12 protein-coding genes and 1 pseudogene are annotated in these 20,868 nt (G+C 69.1%); 8 read left to right on the top strand and 5 right to left on the bottom strand.

What is annotated here, in order from left to right; all coding sequences use genetic code 11:
* Positions 1 to 4: 4 nt before the first annotated feature.
* Both AB0L75_RS36510 and AB0L75_RS36505 read right to left on the bottom strand, forming a co-directional pair.
* Positions 5 to 1,567, bottom strand: a complete 1,563-nt coding sequence (locus AB0L75_RS36510; RefSeq protein ID WP_365190089.1) for a sugar ABC transporter ATP-binding protein — start codon at positions 1,565 to 1,567, stop codon at positions 5 to 7.
* Between the two features lie 44 nt (positions 1,568 to 1,611).
* Positions 1,612 to 2,676 carry a sugar ABC transporter substrate-binding protein gene (locus AB0L75_RS36505; RefSeq protein ID WP_365190086.1) on the bottom strand — a complete coding sequence of 355 codons (1,065 nt, stop codon included), beginning with the start codon at positions 2,674 to 2,676 and terminating at the stop codon, positions 1,612 to 1,614.
* Positions 2,677 to 3,137: 461 nt separating this feature from the next.
* Between AB0L75_RS36505 and AB0L75_RS36500 the strand changes: the two genes are divergently transcribed.
* From AB0L75_RS36500 to AB0L75_RS36490, 3 genes and pseudogenes are all read left to right on the top strand, one after another.
* Positions 3,138 to 5,369, top strand: coding sequence for an alpha-L-fucosidase (locus AB0L75_RS36500; RefSeq protein WP_365190084.1), 2,232 nt, complete (start codon positions 3,138 to 3,140; stop codon positions 5,367 to 5,369).
* Between the two features lie 129 nt (positions 5,370 to 5,498).
* Positions 5,499 to 7,052: an RICIN domain-containing protein gene (locus AB0L75_RS36495; RefSeq protein WP_365190081.1), complete on the top strand. Its 1,554-nt coding sequence runs from the start codon at positions 5,499 to 5,501 to the stop codon at positions 7,050 to 7,052.
* Between the two features lie 232 nt (positions 7,053 to 7,284).
* Positions 7,285 to 9,740 (top strand): annotated as a pseudogene (locus AB0L75_RS36490) (SpoIIE family protein phosphatase).
* A gap of 210 nt (positions 9,741 to 9,950) precedes the next feature.
* On the opposite strand, the gene AB0L75_RS36485 reads toward AB0L75_RS36490, so the two are convergent.
* Positions 9,951 to 10,448, bottom strand: coding sequence for a hypothetical protein (locus AB0L75_RS36485; protein WP_365190078.1), 498 nt, complete (start codon positions 10,446 to 10,448; stop codon positions 9,951 to 9,953).
* Positions 10,449 to 11,005: 557 nt separating this feature from the next.
* Positions 11,006 to 11,791, bottom strand: a complete 786-nt coding sequence (gene trpC / locus AB0L75_RS36480) for an indole-3-glycerol phosphate synthase TrpC (protein WP_365190075.1) — start codon at positions 11,789 to 11,791, stop codon at positions 11,006 to 11,008.
* 765 nt (positions 11,792 to 12,556) lie between these two features.
* Between trpC and AB0L75_RS36475 the strand changes: the two genes are divergently transcribed.
* From AB0L75_RS36475 to AB0L75_RS36455, 5 genes are all read left to right on the top strand, one after another.
* Complete coding sequence (locus AB0L75_RS36475; RefSeq protein ID WP_365190072.1) at positions 12,557 to 12,976, top strand: beta-galactosidase; 420 nt, start codon at positions 12,557 to 12,559, stop codon at positions 12,974 to 12,976.
* On the top strand, positions 12,973 to 15,108 hold the full coding sequence (locus AB0L75_RS36470) for an alpha-galactosidase (RefSeq protein WP_365190070.1): 2,136 nt from the start codon (positions 12,973 to 12,975) through the stop codon (positions 15,106 to 15,108). The genes AB0L75_RS36475 and AB0L75_RS36470 overlap by 4 nt, the downstream gene beginning before the upstream one ends.
* A 44-nt stretch (positions 15,109 to 15,152) precedes the next feature.
* On the top strand, positions 15,153 to 16,664 hold the full coding sequence (locus AB0L75_RS36465; RefSeq protein WP_365190068.1) for a glycoside hydrolase family 43 protein: 1,512 nt from the start codon (positions 15,153 to 15,155) through the stop codon (positions 16,662 to 16,664).
* Positions 16,665 to 16,780: 116 nt separating this feature from the next.
* Entirely contained in the window at positions 16,781 to 18,550 is a 1,770-nt protein-coding gene (locus AB0L75_RS36460) for a cellulase family glycosylhydrolase (protein ID WP_365190066.1), read from the top strand.
* Positions 18,551 to 19,077: 527 nt separating this feature from the next.
* Positions 19,078 to 20,025: an expansin EXLX1 family cellulose-binding protein gene (locus AB0L75_RS36455; RefSeq protein ID WP_365190063.1), complete on the top strand. Its 948-nt coding sequence runs from the start codon at positions 19,078 to 19,080 to the stop codon at positions 20,023 to 20,025.
* A 101-nt stretch (positions 20,026 to 20,126) separates the two neighbouring features.
* On the opposite strand, the gene AB0L75_RS36450 is transcribed toward AB0L75_RS36455, so the two are convergent.
* Positions 20,127 to 20,843 carry a hypothetical protein gene (locus tag AB0L75_RS36450; protein WP_365190061.1) on the bottom strand — a complete coding sequence of 239 codons (717 nt, stop codon included), beginning with the start codon at positions 20,841 to 20,843 and terminating at the stop codon, positions 20,127 to 20,129.
* Between the last annotated feature and the right edge of the window lie 25 nt (positions 20,844 to 20,868).

Raw genomic sequence — 20,868 nt, 5'->3', positions numbered from 1 at the left:
CACCTCAGGCATGCAGGTCCACTCCTTCCATCGCGGCCACGAGGTCGTGGTCGTGCCAGCCGCGGGCGATCTGTGAGGTCACACGGCCCTGGAACATCACCAGGACCCGGTCGCACATGCGCAGGTCGTCGAGCTCGTCGGAGACGATGAGCACCCCCGTGCCGGCCTGCGCGGTCTCCTCGACCTTGCCGAGGAGGAACTCCTTGGAGCGCACGTCCACGCCCGCGGTCGGGTTGATCAGGACCAGCAGACGCGGATCGTCGGCCAGGGCGCGGGCCATGACGACCTTCTGCTGGTTGCCTCCGGACAGGGCGGAGACGGGCAGTTCGGGCCCGGGAGTCTTGATCGCGAGGTTCTCGATCAGGCCCTCGGCGAGCCGGTCCCGGCGGCCGCGGCTCAGGAACCCGCCCGGCCCGAGGCGCTTCGGTACGGACAGTGTGGCGTTGTCGGCGATCGACATATCGGGGACGAAGCCCTGATGGTGCCGGTCCTCGGGGACGAACCCGGCGCCGGCGGCGAGCGCCGCGGGCACACTTCCCGGCCGTGGCCGGTTTCCGGCGATCTCCACCTCGCCTGCCGTCGGCGCCCGCAGACCTACGACGGTCTCGGCGACCTCGGTGCGCCCGCTGCCGGCGGCGCCCGCGAGGCCCACGATCTCCCCGGCGGCCACCTCGAAACCGACGTCGTCGTAGGCGTCGCCCCGCAGAGCGCGGACGCTCAGTGCGGCCGTGGCGCCGGGGGTGAGGGTGCTCGCCCGTTGGCCCTGCCGGTGGGCCGCCGCCTCGCCGGTCATGGCGGCGACAAGCTCGGCGCGGGGCAGTTCCGCGACCGGCGCCGTGATGACGTGCCGGGCGTCGCGGAACACCGTCACCATGTCGCAGATCCCGTAGATCTCCTGGAGATGGTGGCTGATGAACAGGAAGGTCACGCCTTGGCGCTGCAGGTCCCGGATGCGGCCGAACAGACGGTTGACGGCAGAGCCGTCGAGTTGGGCGGTCGGCTCGTCGAGGATGATGAACCGCGCCCCGAAGGACAACGCGCGGGCGATCTCGACGAACTGCCTCTGTTCTACGCTCAGTTCTCCGGCCGGGGCGTGCGGGTCGACGTCCACCGACCAGGTCGACAGCACATCCTGTGCGCGGCGACGGGTGGCCTGCCAGCTGATGAGCCGGCTGCGTCCGTGGTCGTGCCGGTTCAGAAAGAGGTTCTCGGCGACGGTCAGCGCGGGAATGATCGTCGACTTCTGGTAGACGCAGGCCACATGTTTCCGCCAGCCGTCTCGGTCGCTGGGCCGAGGAGCGGGCTCGCCGCCGAAGGTCACCGTTCCCTCGTCGGGGGTCTGCAGGCCGGTGAGGACCGATACCAGGGTCGACTTGCCGGCTCCGTTGCGGCCGACGAGCGCGTGGGTCTCGCCGGGCCGGACGGTGATCCGGGCGCCGTTCAGAGCCACCGTCGGACCGAATCGTTTGACTATGCCCGTCGCCTCGACGACGGGCGGGTCCACCAGGACCCGTCCGTCGTCCGCCGGGGCGGGCGCGGGGGTGACTGCTCGCTCCCCGTCGCTCATCTCAACCGCCTTGTGTTCGTGGGCCGTCGCGGACCGGAAGGGGATCAGCCGAGGTTGTTGCCCCACAGGGACTTGTCGTCGCCCTTCAGGCTCGGGACCCCGCCGTAGGTGCCGCCGTCGGCCGTGACCAGCGGGGCGGAGAGCTGGTCCTCAAGCAGGCCGTCGCGGACCTGGATGATCGTGCTGTCGTGGTCGGTCTTGCCGGGCTTGAACGTCTTTCCGTCGATCGCGGCCTTGAGGTAGTACAGGGCGTACTTGGCATAGAGGTCGGCCGGCTGGGAGACGGTGGCGTCGATCTCGCCGGCGGCGATGTCCTTGAGTTCCTCGGGGATGCCGTCGTTGGAGACGACGAAGACGTGCTTCTTGTCCTTGGGGCCGACCAACAGGCCCTTCTGCTTGAGCACTTGGAGGCTGCCGGAGAGGGCGAAGCTGGACTGCATGTAGATGCCCTTGATGTCCGGGTTGGCGGTCAGATCGGTCTGGAGCTTCTGCGCCGCGACTGCCCCGTCCCAGTTGGTGGCCTCCCCGAAGACCTTGATCCCGGGGTAGTTCTTCTTCATGCACGCGTTGAACGCCTCAGTGCGGTCACGGCCGTTGATGGAGGACAGGTCGCCCTGCAGCATGGCGACCTTGCCCTCGCCGCCGAGCTTGGTGCCGAGGAACCGGCAGGCCTTCTCGCCGTAGGCACGGTTGTCGGCGCGTACGACCATGTAGACCTTGCCGGTGTCGGGGCGGGTGTCGACGGTGACGACCGGGATGTGCTTCGCCTCCATCTGCGCCAGGGTGGGCGCGATGGCGGCGGTGTCCTGCGGAGCCATCGCGACGCCCTTCACGCCCTGACTGATGAACGTCTGTGCGTTGGCGGTGAGTTTGGCGACGTCGTTCTGCGAGTTGGTGGTCTTCAGCTCCAGGCCCAGCTCCTTGGCCGACTGGGGCGTGTACTTGATGTACGAGTTCCAGAAGTCGGTGTCGGAGCGCGGGTAGTCGACGCCGACCAGCGGTGTGCCACTCGACGACCCCGCACTGGTGGCGCCGCTGCCGCACGCGCTGAGCAGCGCCAGTGCGGACAGGGCGGTGACGGCGGAACAGAGGGCGTGTCTGACTCTCATCGGTGCTTCCTCGCGCCGGTCCCGTAGCGGGAAATGTTGCGCCTCGACGACATCTGCGCATCGCCGCGCGCTAGAGATGGGATGTTTATAGAGCCACGATCGAGGGCCTGTCCAGACCTCCGTACAAGTAGCACTGATTGCCCAGGTCATACGTGTTCACAAGTCGAAGGGTGGTGACCGAAGGGGATATCCATCCCATCAATAGCCATCGCCTGATGGCCTGAGTTGGTCACAACACGCCGCAAGACATTCCATGTTTGCACGCTCTCGATATATGACAGAGCGAATTAAATGGTGCAACTCGCCTGACCTTGCGGCCGCTTTCATCCCTGCACACCGGTTGACATCCCAGGGATACATGACGGACCTTCATGCGTAACAAGCGGCGCCTCATGCACAGCAGCCACGCCGACTCGTGTTGGCCTGTGTCCCCCTTTCCCCTTCGCACCAGGGATGTCTCCATGTCGAGTTCGATCAACAGACGCCACTTCCTGGCCGGTGCCACCTGCGTGGCCGCAGCGACCGTCGCCGGAGGTGTGTTCGGCGCCGACGTCGCCCAGGCGGCGCCCAGCACATACACACCCGACTGGAACTCGGTCGACCAGCACCCGCCAGCCCCGGGGTGGTTCCAGGACGCGAAGTTCGGGATCTACTTCCACTGGGGCGTCTTCAGCGTCCCCGCCTTCGACAACGAGTGGTACCCGCGCAACATGTACCAGGCCGGAAGCAACGCGAACCAGCATCACATCGCGACGTACGGCCAGCCGTCGGCATGGCCGTACCACAACTTCATCAACGGGGCACAGGACCTCGCGGGCAACTTCGTGAAGTTCGAGCCGAAGCTGAAGTCGGCCGGCGGGAAGTTCGACCCCGACGAGTGGGTGCAGTTGTTCGTCGACGCCGGCGCCCGGTTCGCCGGCCCGGTCGCCGAGCACCATGACGGCTTCTCGATGTGGGACAGCCAGGTCAACGAGTGGAACTCGGTGAACAAGGGCCCGGGACTCGACCTGCTGCACCTGTTCTCCACGGCCATCCGCGCCAAGGGACTGAAGCTGCTGGTGGCCATGCACCACGCGTACCACTTCAACGGCTACTACGAATTCGTCCCCGCGCAGACGGATCCCAGCCTCAAAAAGCTCTACGCGCAGACGGGTTCGGCCGCGGAGAACCAACGCTGGTTCGACAAGCTCAAGGAGGTCATCGACCGCGCTCAGCCCGACATCCTGTGGCAGGACTGGAAGCTGGACGCCGTCGACGAGACCCAGCGCCTGAACTTCCTGGCGTACTACTACAACCAGGCCATCAGCTGGGGCCGTGAGGTGGTCGCCACCTACAAGGACGGCATGGACAACAAGGGCGAGGTCTTCGACTACGAACGCGGCGGCCCTGCCGACCTCACCACTCCGTACTGGCTGACCGACGACAGCATCTCCAGCAGCAGCTGGTGCTACACGCAGGGCATCGGCTACTACAGCATCCAGCAGATGCTGCACTCGTTCATCGACCGGGTCAGCAAGAACGGCAACGTGCTGCTGAACATCGCGCCGATGGCCGACGGCACCATCCCCCAGGCCCAGAGGGACATCCTGCTCGGCATCGGCGACCATCTGAAGCGCTTCGGCGAGTCGATATACGCGACCCGCGCCTGGACGGCGTACGGCGAGGGCCCGACGAAGATGGGCGGCGGCGCGTTCACCACCCCGCATGCCGGCACCGCGCAGGACATCCGCTTCACCCGCAACAAGGCCGACAACGTCCTGTACGCCACCGTCCTGGGCTGGCCCGCCAGTTCGCTGACGATCAAGACCCTCGGCTCGGACCGGATCAACCTCTCCTCGCTGACCTCCGTGCAGCTCCTCGGCGACACCGCCGGCACCTACATCGACCTGCCGACGCCGACCCAGAGCTCCTCCGGCCTCACGGTCACCCTGCCGTCCTCGGCGCCGTACAACGCCAACGCCTACGTGCTGAAGCTCGCCTTCTCCGGTGCGATCCCCGTCCTGAAGCCGCTCGTCGGCGCCGTCGTCTTCGCGGACGTCGACTACACCGGCAAGGCCGCCGTGCTCACCGTCGGCGACTACACCGCGGACGACCTGACCGCTGCCGGACTGGGCGCGCGCACCATCTCCTCCCTCCGGCCGGCCGCCGGCTACCAGGTGATCGGCTACTCGGAAGACAACTTCACCGGCACCTCCTGGACCTTCACCGCCGACGACCCCGACCTCCGGGTCACCGGCAACAACGACCAGATCACCTCGCTGAAGGTCCAGTTCAACCCGGCGACGTACTTCCGGATCACCAACGTCACCAACGGTCTCGCCCTGGACAGCGGCGGCGGCGTGGCCTCCGGCGCCAACCTCAAGCAGTGGACCTGGGACGACAGTTCGAACCTGCAGTGGCAGGTGGAGGCGGTCGGCGGCGGCTACTACAAGCTGGTCAACCGCACCAATGGCATGGTCGCCGACGGCTGGGGCGCCACCGCCGACGGCTCCGCCGCGAGGCAGGCCCCCTGGAACGGTGGCACCAACCAGCAGTGGACGATCACCCACCGGGGCGGCGACCGCTACTCGATCGCCAACCGCACCACCGGCCTGGTCCTCGACGGCGGCGGCAACGTCGACTCGGGCTCCGTCACCAAGCAATGGACCTACGGCAGCAGCACCAACCTGCTGTGGACCTTCACGGCGCTGTAGTCGGCGAAGCCCGCTGCCGACAGGGCGGGCGCAGTTCGACGCTGCTGGGCCCTGCCTCGGGGCACGTGTCCCGGGGACTGGCAGCCTCACTCGGTGAAAGAGAAACGAATGCAGATGGATGACATGTATATGACAGTCAAGCGGGTTCCGTGGTGGGGGCGTGGGAGGCGTGCGGGGGTGCTCGCCGCGGTGGCCGCCCTGCTGGCGGCGCTGCTGACGGGGTTGGGCACGGCCGGGACGGCGCAGGCGGCCACCGTGGATACGAACGCGTGGTACGTGCTGGTCAACCGGGGCAGCGGCAAGGCGCTCGATGTGTCCGGTGCGAGCAGCGCCGACGGGGCGGCCGTCCAGCAGTGGACCCGCAACGACGGGGCCAACCAGCGGTTCCAGTTCGTGGACTCGGGCGGCGGTTACTACCGGCTGAAGGCACAGCACTCCGGCAAGGTGCTGGACGTTTCCGGCTACTCCACGGCCGACCATGCCGGCGTCGTGCAGTGGAGCGACACGAACGGGAGCAACCAGCAGTTCCGGCTGGCCGACTCGTCGGACGGTTACGTGCGACTGCTCAACCGCAACAGCGGCAAGGCCCTCGAGGTGGACAACGCCGGCACCGCGGACGGTGCCAAGGTCGTCCAGTTCACCGACTGGGGCGGGGCCAACCAGCAGTGGCAACTGGTCCGCGCGACGGGAGTACTGGCCCAGGTGCACACCGCGGGGCGGGTCAAGGACGCCGGAAACACCGTGCAGTACAGCTGGCCCGGGGTGTACTTCGAGGGCCGCGTCAGCGGCACCGGCGTCGGGATCGTACTCAACGACTCGGCCGCCGACTACGACGTCCAGGTCGACGGAACCACCGTCACCACACTCGTCACACCCGGCGACACCACGCACTGGATCAACGGCCTGCAGAACGGTGAGCACACCGTCCGGCTCGTCAAGCGCAACGACACCCCGGGGGACATCAGTACGTTCGGAGGCTTCGTGGCCGCGCCCGGCGGTGCCGTACTGACCAAACCGGCGGCCCGCAACCGCCAGATCGAGTTCATCGGTGACTCCCTCACGGTGGGCTACGGAAACCTCTCGAACTCCAGAGACTGCACCTCGGACCAGCTCAAGCGGACCACCAACGCCGACGTGAGCTACGGCGCCCTCACCGCGCGGCAACTGAACGCCGACTACCAGATCAACGGCTTCTCGGGCCTCGGCATGGTGCGCAACTACGGCGGAGGCTCCCCGGACGTCACCTACCGGACCTTCTATGACCGTGCCCTGCAGAGCGTCTCCGGCGACGTCTGGCAGAACCCGGGCACCTGGCGTCCCCAGGTCGTGGTGGTCAACCTCGGCACCAACGACTTCTCCCCCCTCAAACCCGGTGAGTCGTGGACGCCCGACAGCCTCGCGGCCGCCTACCGCAGCGCCTACACCGACTTCCTCCAGAAGCTGCGGACACGCTACGGGGCCGGTACCACCATCGTGGTCGTCGGCACCGGCCAGTACGCCGAGCACGTCCAGCAGGTGGTCAAGGCACGCAACGACGCCGGCGACAGCGGGGTCCGCTACTGGCCCCTCGACAGCTCGGGCCTGGACTTCCTCGGCTGCAACTACCACTACTCGGTCCACGACGACCGGATCATCGCCGACCGGCTCACCTCGTTCCTCTCCGGTCTGCCGACAGGCTGGTGACGGCCCCACCGCCCAGCCGCGCCACCGTGTCCGTGCATGCTGCACTCAGGGGCGAGACGCCGTTGTCGTCGAGCAGGGCGCGGAGGCGCCGGCCCCGCCCACTCCGACACCCGGCGTTCCGGAACGCACCGGCCGGGGCGCCGTGGAGCGGAAGTGGATCTAGGCTGGAAGCTGTGGCTGGGAACCGGCCCTGACGGGCCCGGCTGTCCGGACGGAGGTGTCGCGCGTGGACATGGCCGGCAAGCAACATACCCCCATTGCCGCGCTTGTGCTGGGCCCGGACGGCGTGGTGAGTGGCTGGAGCGAGAGCGGGCACCGGCTGCTGGGCTGGACGGCGGAGGACGCCGTCAGGCGCCCCGTGACCGACCTGCTGGCCTCTCCCCCACCACCCGGCTTCCCCGACAGCGACGGCAGCGGCCCCGACCATCCGGGGCTCATCCCCCTGCGCCACCGGGACGGTTCCACGCTGGACGCTCTCGTGTCGGCCCACCCGCTGTTCGACGCCGACGGCCGGGCGCTGGGCCATGCGGTGACCGTCCAACGCTGGGAACTGCGCCCGCTGATCGCCGACCTGGCCTTCGAACAGTGCCCCTTCGCTCTGGGCGTCTACGACCCTGAGCTGCGGTTCCTGTGGATCAACGCCTCCTCGGGCCGGGTGATCGCGCACTCCGAGGAGCAAGTGCTGGGTAAGAAGTACCGAGAGGTGCTTCCCGAATTTGACCGCTCGCTGTTTCCCGAAAGGGACGACAAGCCCTACACCGACCAACTCTCCGAAGTGGCGAGGACGGGCAAGCCCGCGCGTCTCATCACCGTCTTCCGCCCCCTCGGCAGTAACTACGCCAACGCCTGGGCCACCAGCATATGGCCCGTCCGGGACGCCGAGGGCAGGGTCCGCGCGGGTCGCCAACTGGGGATTCGACATGAGCGCCGAGTACTGGGCCCGGCAGCGCCTGCTCATGCTCAACGAGGCCAGCGGCGGCATCGGCCGGACACTCGACGTGATCGGCACCGCCCAGGAACTGGCCACGACCCCGGTGCCGGCGTTCACCGACCTCGTCACCGTGGATCTCTTCGACGAGGTGCTGCGCGGAGAGGAGCCGCCCTCCGTGTCCGAGTTCACCCCCGGCGAGACCGTCGTGCTCAGCCGTGCCGCCCAGCACAGCGCGAAGGAGGACACCGACCGGGCTCCCGGGCCCACGACGCCGGTCAGCCACGCTCCCGGTTCCGTCGCCGCCCGCTGCATGGCCACCGGCAGGTCCACGGTCCAGCTCGCGGCCGAACCCGGCCAGGGCGGCGAATGGGCCTTCGGGCCCGGCCTCGCCGCCGACCCGGCTCACTGGCCTCCGGGCAACCCGTTGATCGACGAATCCATCGCCGCGCACGGGCTGACCGGCCGGATCACCGTGCCGCTCCGCGCCCGCGGTACGCTGCTCGGCGTCGTCGAGTTCTCCCGCAGCGACCGGCCCGAGGCCTTCACCGCCGACGACCTGATCCTCGCCGAAGAGCTGACTGCCAAGGCAGCCATCGCCATCGACAACGCCCGCCGGTATGCGCGCGAGCGCACGACCGCGCTGACCCTGCAACGCAGCCTGCTGCCGCAGGGGCTGCCGAGCCAGGAGGCGCTCGAGGTGGCATCCCGCTACCTGCCCGCCGGGACCGGCGCGGAAGTGGGCGGTGACTGGTTCGACGTCATCCCGCTCTCCGGTGCCCGGGTCGCCCTGGTCGTCGAGGATGTCGTCGGTCACGGCCTCCACGCCTCGGCCAGCATGGGCCGGCTGCGCACGGCGGTCCGCACCCTGGCCGACGTGGACCTGCCGCCGGACGAGTTGCTGACCCACCTGGACGACCTGGTCATCCACCTTTCCAGCGACCTGCAGCCCGCCGGTGGCTTCCAGCCGACCGGCGAGTTCGGGGCCACCTGCCTGTACACCGTCTACGACCCGGTTTCCCGCCGCTTCGCGGTGGCGAGCGCAGGTCATCCGCTACCGCTGATCATCTCCCCGGACGGCACCAGGCTCCCGAGCTCCGCACAGCCGGGACCGCCGCTCGGCGTCGGTGGGCTGCCTTTCGCAGGCGACCGAAGTCGAGCTGCCCGAGGGCAGCCTGCTCGCCCTCTACACCAACGGGCTGGTGCAATGCCGCGAGCGCGACGTCGACCAGGGCATCACCGAACTGCTGCGTGTCCTGAACCACTCGGCCACCTCGCTGGAGGACCTCTGCGACACGGTGATGGACGCCATGCTCCCCGAACGCCGCACCGACGACGCCGCTCTCCTGCTTGCTCGCACTCTGGCGCTGAATCCCCAGCACGTCGCCGACTGGGACGTCGAAGCCGACACCGCGCAGGTGCCGCACGCCAGAAGATTCGCCGTCGACCAGGTGGATGCCTGGGGCCTGGAGGAGATGTCGTTCGTCACCGAACTGGTCGTCAGCGAGCTGGTCACCAACGCCATCAGATACGGCGAGCCCCCGATCAGGCTACGGCTCATCCGCGACACCTCCCTGATCTGCGAGGTCTCCGACGCCAGCAACACCGCCCCGCACCTGCGCCGGGCGCGCGCCTTCGACGAGGGCGGTCGGGGCCTGCTGCTCGTCGCCCAGCTCACCCAGGGGTGGGGCACCCGGCACACCACCGAGGGCAAGACGATCTGGTGCGCGCAGACCCTTCCCGAGCCCGAGCCGCGATGAGGTCCGAGCCCGGCGGGCCGTCGCCAGGCTCCCGGCAGGGCGACGACGGCCTGCGCGTCAGTGGGGGCCGTTCCGGAGGACCCGGCACCGGCCGCTACGCGATCGGCACGCTGGTGGAGCCGCACGATCGGGTTCGCCATGGCAGTCCCAGCTGTTCCACCCCACCGGCACACGCGCCTGGTGCGGGGGGGATCGGGCGGGGCTGTCGGGTCATCGCTGATCGCGTTCGGAGCGAGCGCGCACGACGCTTTCCGTGCGGGTGCGCAGCACGGTGAAGGAGCAGGGCGGGAGGTCGCGGACCGGGCCGGTCACGCGGTCCTCGACCGGAGAGGCACGGGCGGGCGCGAAGGGGCTCGTGGCGTGCGGCCGGGCCGCGAGCATGGTCCGCGTGAACTGCGTGTCGCCATCCGTGCCGGCCAGGCGCAGCCGTGCGGTGACGGTCTCGGCCGTGGCATGCGCGATCTCGGTGATCACGTCGCCGTGCGCGCTGCCGCGGACCGCTGACACCGCGAGGACTTCCGGCTCGGGCCGCACGTCCTCGATGTCGTGGAGCAACTCGCCGTCGCGGTAGCAGCGGATGTGCCGCCCGTCCACCTCGACCCGCAGGTCGTACCAGCGGCCGGCATCGACGGGGCCGGCTCGGCGTCGGTGATGTCGTGGTGGATGCCGTCGTCCACGCGGCGCCGACCGACCACGGGTACCAGTCATCGGCGGAGGTCCCGGCGAAGCCGAGGACGAACCCTTCGCCTCCGGCCGTCTTCCGAATCCGGGGCCGCCTCCGCACCCAAGGAACCCAGGCGGACGTCCGTGAACTACGCAGATCTGTCCCCCGGAGTGACGGGCAGCGCTGTATCGCCGGAGTCGACCGAATGCATGCACGGGACGTGGCAGTGGAGCGTGGGCCAGACGTGGATGTTGTCGAAGTAGCCCAGGTCGGGCGCCCAGTGGACGTCGTCCTGCTTGCCGAGCAGCTGGAGCAGGAGGCGAGCCGCCGACGGATGGTGGTCCTATTGCCTGACGGACCCGGACGGTGCCGCAACATCTCCCAGGCGTTCCCGCGCAACGCGATCCGCCCAGCCGGTCCCGTCGAGGTTCGGAGTTCGAAGCGGTCGGCCCCGCGACCACCATCCGGCTGTGCGCAGTACGTCTGCTGCGCTGACGTGGCCGGGCAGCCGTGCTGCACCTGAGCGTCAGTGAGGGGCCCTGCCACGGAGCATGGCTCGGCTCGACATTGCCAGGCATGCCATTGGCCGAGCCATGCGCCATCACGCCCCGGCAGCCTCGATGAACTCGCCCACGGCGCTTCGCGGGTCCCCCGACCGCACCAGTGCCTCGCCGACCAGCACCACGTCGGCTCCCCAACCGCGGTACTCCGCGACATCCTTCGGGCCCGTCACTCCTGATTCCGCGACCCTGACCGTGCCTTCGGGGATGCCGGTCACGAGGTCGGCGAACACTGTGCGATCCACGTCCAGCGTGGTCAGGTCCCGCGCGTTGATTCCGAGGAGCTCAGCTCCCGCGGCGACGGCGCGCCGTACTTCGTCGGCCGTGTGAGCCTCCACGAGCGGCGTGAGGCCCAACTCTTCGCACAGCCTCATCAAGTCGGTGAGCCGGCCGTCGTCCAGCGACACGACCATGAGAAGCGCGAGATCGGCGCCATGCGCGCGAGCTTCCCACAGCTGATAGGGGTCGACGATGAAATCCTTGCGCAGGACGGGCACGTCTACCCGGGCACGTACGGCGTCCAGATCAGCGAGGGAGCCGCCGAAACGCCTGCTCTCGGTGAGCACGCTGATCGCGGCGGCGCCCCCGGCCGCGTACTGGGCCGCGAGGGACGCAGGGTCGGGGATGTCCGCCAGCGCGCCCTTGCTGGGGCTCTTTCGCTTCACCTCGGCGATGATGGACACCCCAGGCGCGCGGAAAGCAGGCAGGGGATCAAGCGCGGGTGCCACGTCAGCTGCCCGCGAGCGCAACTCCGCCAACGGCGTCGCACGCTTACGTTGTTCCAAGTCTTCGCGAACTCCCGCGAGGATCCCGTCGAGAACGCTCATCAGCCTCTCCTCGTCGAACCGTCCGACGCTCCGGACGTCCCCCGGTTTGTGCGACCGTCCATCACCCACGTCCAAGCCGTACTCGGAACGGAGGTTATTCGAATCGATCATGGCGTGCGTATCGGCCGGCCTCGGGGGACGGGCGGGGACGGGCATTGAACTTCTCGTGGATGCCCGGTGAAATGCGGTGGCACCCGACCTGGCGACCTCTGCCACCGGCCGGCGGCCATCCGTACCGAAGCATGAGCGCGAACCGGGAATCACGGCGCCTGGCCCCTCAGGCTGCATGAAGGCGATGCTTCCCATCGGCACCACCGGGTCATCACAGTCGTCGGCCTTCTCTTCACCTCCGCTCGCCGGTGCTCGGGCGCAGCGGGCCGGCGCGGCCTCCGGGATCACCGGGGTCATCTTGCCCGGCGTGATCGACGAACCCGCCTGCACCGGTGGCAGCTTGATCGCGCCCAGACCCGCGGTGTGGCCGGATCGGGCAGCGGGCCAAGCGGCGGTCCATGACCATGAGGTCTAGGAGTCGAAGCGCTTCGACACTGCCAGTTTCACTCTCGAGCTGTCAATGCCCCAGCATGGAAAGTTTCCTACGGGAGAAGCCCTTGTTTCACGCGAAAGCTGTCCGTTAACTTTTCTGCCTAAGTGAAGCGCTTCGACACTCGCCTGCGAGGCGAGCGCCCGGGACGAACCAACACTGTTGACACCAACCTTGAGGGGCCGTCACAGCACAACTCACCTTTCGGTAGCCAAGGAACCGGAATGACGGCACGCAGCATCACCGCCCGCCTGGGCGGCCTCGCCTTCGGCGGTGACTGCCACCCCAAGCAGTGGGACGAGCCGGTCCGGAAGGAGGACGACGAGCGCAAGCGCCGGGTCAGGGTCAACCTGGCCGCCGTGGCGGCATTCTCCTGGACCCTGCTCGAACCGCAGGAGGAACGCTACGACTTCGCCTGGCTCGACGCCCACATCGACGAGCTGCCGGGTCTGCCGGCCGTTGTCGAAACCGTCACCCGGCACGCACCCGACGGCCGCCACCAGCACTTCCTGATCGACCACGGCACCGCTGCCGTGCCTGCCGAAGCCCGCCCATGGCCTGCTCACCGGTGCAGTCACGCACGAAGTCCCGCCCGGTGGCTGCGCCGTCCTGCGCGGGCACTGACCTCGAAAGGGCCGCCATGACCAAGGAACGAGAGACCTTCCATTGGGGGCACGAGGCCGTTCAGCTCGAGATCGTCCTCGATGACGACGGCAGCCCGCGCCTGACGCACCTCGGGCTGCCCGGCGAGGCGCAGAGCATCCCCTGTGCGTCCCTGTCCCTGGTGGAGGTGACGGCCGCGGGACACGGCCGCGGCTGGTCGGGCAACCGCCTCGTGGACACTGCTCTCGGCCGGCGTCTGCGCCACCGGACCCACCGCGCGACCCGCGACGGCGACTGGCACACACTGACCGTCCACCTCCACGATCCGGAAACCGGGCTGGTCGCGGAGGTGACCTACCGGTCACCGAACGGCATCCCCGTGCTCCGCAGCGAGGTGACCCTGCGCAACGAGGGGCAGACCACGCTGCACGTGGAGTCGGTCAGCTCGCTCGTGGTGGGCTGCCTCACCCCGCAGGTCCCGGCCGCCGTCGACGCCGCGGACCTGCTGTGGGCGGAGAACGACTGGCTCGCCGAATGCCGCTGGCGGCGCCAGCCGATGCGTCTGACCACACCGGCCCACAGCGGACGCGTGAGCCACGCGAACGGCAGAGCCGGCTTCGTCCTGAACGGGCAGGGCACCTGGTCCAGCTGCGGACACCTCCCCATGGGCGGCCTGACGGACCGGCGCACCGGCCGCACCTGGGTGTGGCAGATCGAGCACAACGGCGGCGGCTGGCGCTGGGAGTGCGGCGAGCACGACCGAGCGGCCTACACAGCACTGTTCGGACCCACCGACACCCACCACGGCTGGCGGCACTCCCTTGAACCCGGCGCCGCTTTCCGCACCGTACCCGCCGCCCTGTCCTACAGCGCCGACGGCGGCCCCGACGAGGCCTTCGCCGCGCTGACCCGCTACCGCCGCGCCCAACGCCGCCCGCACGCCGACCACCAGCGCCTGCCCGTCATCTTCAACGACTACATGAACTGCCTGATGGGCGACCCCACGGCCGAGAAGCTGCTGCCTCACATCGACGCGGCCGCCGACGCAGGCGCGGAATACTTCGTGATCGACGCCGGCTGGTACGACGGCGACAACGGCGGGTGGTGGGACAGCGTCGGCGCCTGGGAGCCCGCCGTCTCCCGGTTCCCCGGGGAGCGCGGGATCCACGAGGTGCTGGACCGCATCCGGGAGCGCGGCATGGTGCCCGGCCTGTGGCTGGAGCCGGAGGTGATCGGCGTACGCAGCCCCATGGCCGAGTCCCTGCCCGACGAGGCGTTCTTCCTCCGCGACGGCGTCCGCGTCACGGAGTCCGGCCGGCACCACCTGGACCTGCGCCACCCGGCCGCCCGTGCCCACCTGGACCAGGTCGTGGACCGCCTGGTCGGCGAGTGGGGCGTCGGCTACCTCAAACTCGACCACAACATCGACCCCGGCTCCGGCACCAGCGCCCACCCCGACGAGACTCCGGGCACCGGCCTGCTCGGCCACAACCGTGCCCAACTCGACTGGCTCGACGGCGTCCTCGACCGGTACCCGCGCCTGGTCCTGGAGAACTGCTCCTCCGGCGGCATGCGCTGGGACCACGCCCTGCTGTCCCGGATGCAGCTGCAGTCCACGAGCGATCAGCAGAACCTCCACCTCTACGCACCCATCGCGGCTTCCGCGCCCACCGCCGTCACCCCCGAACAGGGTGCCGTCTGGGCGTACCCCCAGCCGGAGGACTCCCTCGACGAGGTCGCCTTCACCATGGCGGGCGCGCTCCTCGGCCGGATCCATCTCTCCGGCCGCGTTCCCGAACTCGGGCCGGAGGCCCGCTCCCTGGTCCACGAGGCGGTGGCGGCGTACAAAGCCATCCGCGCCGACCTGCCGCAAGCCGTGCCCTCCTGGCCACTCGGCCTTCCTGCCTGGGACGCACCCTGGATCGCCCTGGCCCTGCGCACTCCAGCCACCACCTACCTCACCGCATGGCGCCGCCCCGGAACCGACGCCACGGCAATGCTTCACCTGCCCCATCTGCGGGACACCGCCGCCCGCGTCGACCTGCTCTATCCCTCGGCCAGTAGGGCCGTTCCCGCCTGGATGCCCGACACGGCCGAGCTGAGCCTGACCCTGCCCACCGCGCCCTCCGCCGTCCTGCTCCGCATCACCCCCACGGACCCCGGCGCTCCCTGAACCGCACAACCCCCGCATCACGACTCGACGAGAGGACCCATCGGGTGCCCCCTCTGCTCCAGCCGGACGAAAGCTTCGCCAACCCGGTGATCCCCGGCCTCCACCCCGACCCGAGCATCTGCCGCGTCGGCGACGACTACTACCTGGCCTGCTCCAGCTTCGAGTACTTCCCCGGCGTGCCCCTCTTCCACAGCCGCGACCTGGTGCACTGGACGCAGATCGGCAACGTCCTGGACCGGCCGGAGCAGCTGCGGCTGTCGGACTCGTGGTCCTCCGCCGGAATCTACGCCCCCACCCTGCGCCACCACGACGGACGCTTCTGGCTGATCGTCACCAACGTCAGCAAGGGCGGCGGCAACCTCATCGTCACGGCCACCGATCCCGCCGGACCCTGGTCGGACCCCATCTGGGCGCCGGGCGTGCCCGGCATCGATCCCGACCTGGCCTGGGACGAGGACGGCACCTGCTGGTGCACAGTCGCCGGGGTGTCGCAGGTCCGTCTCGACCCGTCCACCGGGCAGACGTACGGAACACCGCACAAGGTCTGGTCCGGTGGGCCCGGCGCCAAGGCCCCCGAGGCACCGCACCTGTACCGGATCGGCGACTACTGGTACCTGCTCATCGCCGAGGGCGGCACCGAGCGCGGCCACGGTGTGTCGATCGCCCGCGGCCGTAGGCCCGCCGGCCCGTTCGAGCCGTGCCCGGCCAACCCGATCCTCACCCATCGCGGCACCGACCACCCCGTCCAGAACACCGGGCACGCCGACCTGGTCCAGGCCCCCGACGGCTCCTGGTGGATGGTCTTCCTCGGGGTGCGGCCGCGCGGTGGCACGCCCGGCTGGCATGTGCTCGGCCGGGAGACTTTCCTGGCCCCCGTGACCTGGGTGGACGACTGGCCGGTCGTCGGCGAGGTCGCCCTGGACCTGCCCGAGCTCCCATGGCCGCTCTCCCCCTGCCCCGTCGAGGAGCACCGGGACGACTTCGAGCACGCCGCACTGCGACCGTCCTGGATCTCCCTGCGTGACCGGCCCGCCGAGCACTGCACCACCAAGGAACGCCCCGGCTGGCTGACGCTCCGCGCGCGGGGCGGTTCCCTGGACGAGCCCGACGTGGTGTTCACCGGCCGGCGCCAGCAGCATCTGTCGTGCCGGGCGCGCACTCTGGTCGATGCCGCGGAGGGAAGCGGCGGGCTCGCCGTCCGGATCGACGAGCAGCACCACTATGAGATCGAGGTGTCCGGCACCGAGGTGCGGGTGGTCGCGCGCGTCGGCTCCCTGCGTACGGTCGCGGCCACGCAGTCCGTGCCCGCCGCGCCGGTGGTCCTCGCCCTCACGATCACGGATCCGCCGCCTCCGCACGGGCCTCGCAGCGGCCCCGACATGATCTCCCTCGGCGTCGAGCAGCCCGACGGCACGTTCACCGAGCTCGCGACCCTCGACGGCCGCTACCTGTCGACCGAGGTCGCCGGCGGCTTCACGGGCCGGGTCATCGGCATGTACGCCGCGGCGGGCACCGTCCACTTCGACTGGTTCGACTACGAGCCCCTGGATGGCTGAACCCGCCTTCTCCTGCCACTGAACCGGTCCCTTCCTGACCTGGCCGGACCCAACCCGTACCGCCAACCGAAGGACCCGACCGCCCTTTAGGCACGACCTACCGAAAGGCATGACACGTGAAGGACATACGGAGCTCCTCGCACCACCGCAGCCGCGGCCCCGGGCGCCTGGCCGGCCTGCTGATGGCGCTGCTCGTCGTCCTGGGACTGTCCGGCAGCACCGCGCTCGCCGCGCCCGGCGGCACGGCACAGCAGACACGCTCCGCGGTCAGAGTTCCGGCCCGCGCCATGGACGCCGTAGCCGCGATGCAGCCCAGCTGGAACCTGGGCAACACCCTGGACGCGATTCCGGATGAGACGTCCTGGGGCAACCCCAAGGCCACCAGAGGGCTGTTCGAAGCCCTCCGGGCGCAGGGCTTCCGCAGCGTCCGCATCCCGGTGACCTGGAGCGCACACCAGTCCGCCACCGTGCCCTACACCGTCGACGCCGCATACCTGAAGCGCGTCAAGGAGGTGGTCGACTGGGCGCAGGCCGAGAAGCTCTACGTCGTGCTCAACGTCCACCACGACTCATGGCAGTGGATCTCGAAGATCTCCACCGACCACGACAAGGTGATCGCCCGCTACAACGCCCTGTGGACCCAGATCTCCGCAACGTTCCGGGACGAGCCGCGCACCCTGCTCCTCGAAAGCGTCAACGAGCCGAGCTTCGACAACGCCACGGCCGCGCAGAAGACCGTGTTCATGAACGAGCTGAACACCTCGTTCCAGAAGACCGTCCGCGCTTCGGGCGGCGCGAACAAGAGCCGCCTCCTCGTCCTGACCACCCAGGGCGGCACCCCCTCCCAGGACCTCATGGACGACCTGTACACCACGATCAGAGGGCTGCGCGACAGCAACCTGGTCGCCACCGTGCACTACTACGGCTGGTACCCGTTCAGCGTGAACGTCGCCGGCGGCACCCGGTACGACGACACCGCCCGCAACGACCTGACCGACGCCTTCGCCCGCATGCACAACACCTTCGTCGCCAGGGGCATCCCCGTCTACGTCGGCGAGTACGGCCTGCTCGGATATCCCGACGCCAACCACCCCTCCCGCATCGAGCGGGGCGAGGCGCTGAAGTACTACGAGAACATCGGACACGCGGCACGCGTCGCCGGTGTCACCACCGCCCTGTGGGACCCGGGAACCTACGCCTACCTGAACCGGGAGACCCTGAAGTGGCGGGATCCCGCCCTGTTCGCGTGGATCAGGTCGAGCTGGACCACCCGCTCGGGAACCGCCTCCTTCGACAAGGTCTTCGTGACGAAGTCGAGCCCGATCACGGCCCAGTCCCTCACACTGAACCGGAACGGCACCGAGTTCCGCGGATTGTGGCACGGCGACACCAAGCTGGCCGAGGGCCGGGACTACACCGTTTTCGGGGACCGGCTCACCCTCACGGCACCGGCCCTGACCCGGCTGACCGGCGATGGCCGCTACGGGGTCAACGCGACGCTCCAGGCCCGGTTCTCCAAGGGGCTGCCCTGGCAGATCGACGTCGTCACCTACGACACTCCGGTGCTGTCGAACGCCACGGGCACGGCCGAGAAGTTCACCATTCCCACGAAGTATCAAGGTGACCTGCTGGCGACCATGGAGGCCACGTATGCCGGCGGCACCAACGCCGGCCCGGCCGGCTGGACTCCGTACCAGGAGTTCAACGGCGCCTTCTCGCCGGACTACGCGAACGGCACGATCATCCTGACCACGGACATGCTCAAGTCACTGCGTGACGGTGAACAGGCGACGCTGACCTTCCACTTCCACAGCGGCGCCAAAGTGAAGTACAAGGTCACGAAGTCCGGAGACTCGGTCACCGGTACGTCTGTCAAGGAATCCTGACCGACCACCGGCCGCACCCCGCCCTGGTTGCCCACGTCCCGGGCAACCAGGGCACCGGCGACTCTCCGCGCCGCCTCACTCCGCCTTCGGCGGGGCTGTGCTCTTCCGATCGGTCAGGTTGGTGGCGATCTCCGGCCCCAGCTGCGGCACTCGCTCACCGCGGCAGAGCACCAGGCTTGGCTCGGTGGCGACTGCCGCCATCTCGCCTTCGCCGACGCCGCTGAACGAGGCTCGTCGGCAGGGCTGCTGGGCCCCTTGACGAAGACCAGGAACCGGTCGTCGATCGTCGTGGTGCCGGTGTTGGTGAGGGTGATGTGCGCGGCCAGGCCGGTGCTCCGGTCGCGGACGGTGTCGGTGGTCCGGCCGAGCGCCCCTCAGGCCGTGCACCCCGAGGTAGGCGACGGGCTGGGTGCCGCCGCTGCATACGCTGAGCTGTCCCTGCGAGAAATCGTCGGCAACCCTTGCGCTTCCTGCGGCCACTAAGCAGTGCAGTGCACCATCGGCTCGATCTGGCGAACGGACGGGAAATGAACACACCGAGGCAGGCCGCGCGGCAGCGCAGACACAGACGCACGTTCATGCTGGGCGCCACATCGGCGGTGATCGCCGTGGGTGTCCTCGCCTACCTGGTCATGGCGCTGCTCCCCGGCCGCAACGCCGATGCAGAGCCTGCCGCGGCCACACCTCTCGCCACCACCCAGGTGAAAGCCACCACCGCCGACGAGACAGGCACCCCGACCACGACGGCGAGCCAGACCGGCTCCCCCACCCCGACGGGTGCCGCGACCACCACGTCGGCACGACCGTCGCCCACTGACACCACCCCGCGGCCCCAGCGACATCCCGCCACGACCTCGCAGGCAGGACGGCTTGAGCCCAACACCAGCCACCAGGGCGTCGCCACCGCCTACGAGGCCGGGAACGGAGACGGTGCCTGCCTGTTCGGCCCGAGTCCCGACCTCATGATCGCGGCCATGAACACCACCGACTACGAGACGTCCAAGGCGTGCGGCGCATACGTGCTCGTCCGGGCGGCCGGCGGCAAATCCATCACGGTACGGATCACCAACGAATGCCCCCTGCCCTGCGCACCCGGGCAACTCGACCTCAGCCAGCAGGCGTTCGCCAAACTCGCCGACCTCAAGGTCGGGCGGCTCCCCATCACCTGGAGCGTGGTGAGCCCCAGCATCTCCGGCACGATCTCGATCCGGTACAAGACCGGCTCCAGCCGCTACTGGTGCGGCATCCAGGCGATCGACCACCGCAACCCACTCGACAGGCTGGAAGTCCGCACCACAGGCGGCTGGCGGCAACTGCCCCGCACCTCCTACAACTACTTCGTCTCCGCCGACGGCAGCGGGTGCGGCAGTGCGATCAGACTCACCGACATCTACGGCGAACAGCTGACCGTCAACGGAATCCCGGTGCGGCCGAACGTCGTGCAACCCACCCAGGTCCAGTTCGCCCGGCACTGAACCCGCCGCCCGAGGCCGCCTCCGGGGACCACAACGCGCCACGGGCCGAGTCCGACCGCGCCAGACGAAGGGCGCGGACCGGCCTCGGCCCCGGTGTCGGGTCAGCCTCCGCTGACGGTCAGGTTGTTGGTGCTGAAGTTGAGTCCGCCGGACGACGAGGTGATCTCATAGCCGAACTGCACGTCGCCGATGGTCTCGTTGCCGGGCATCCAGCCCTTGGTGTAGGCGATCCAGTTGAGGATCGGCTTGATGTCCACGCTGCCGGAGGTGGAGTTGGACGTCCGCAGGAACGAGAACACCTCGTTCGAACCGTTGGTGCCCTTGTAGACGTTCCAGTTGTGGCCGCCGGCCGTGACGTTGTCCTGGTAGGAGCCGATCGGGCCGACGGCTCCCGTCTTGTTCATCCAGAGCATGATCTCGTACTTGTGGTTGGTGTCCCAGATGTCGTACGCCGTCTCGTACGCGCCGGACGACGGGACGCTGACGTTGTAGTCGCTGGTCAGCCAGCCGAGGGAGTCGATTCTCTTGTTGATCGATTTGGTCGAGTTGGCGTAGGACTTGATGCCGCCGGTGTTGGGGTGGTCGGCCCAGACGCCCCAGCTGGTCCCGGAGTTGGCCCAGGTGCACTGGCTGCCCGCGCCGGAGCCCCAGACGTTGTTGTAGAGCGTGTAGCCGTCCAGGTTGGTGCTGCCGTACCGGTCGCAGGTGTTCCAGACTGCGGCCGAAGCGGGGGCGGAGGCGAGGGCGACGGTGGCACCGAGAGCCATCGCCGGCGCCAGCACCGCCATGCTGATCTTGCGTATCGCGCTTTTTACCATGGTGTCCCTTCCATGGGTGGGGGGA

It is taken from the genome of Streptomyces sp. NPDC052101, from assembly GCF_040680235.1.
Taxonomy (GTDB): domain Bacteria; phylum Actinomycetota; class Actinomycetes; order Streptomycetales; family Streptomycetaceae; genus Streptomyces.
This window is presented reverse-complemented; position numbering and strand designations above follow the sequence as displayed.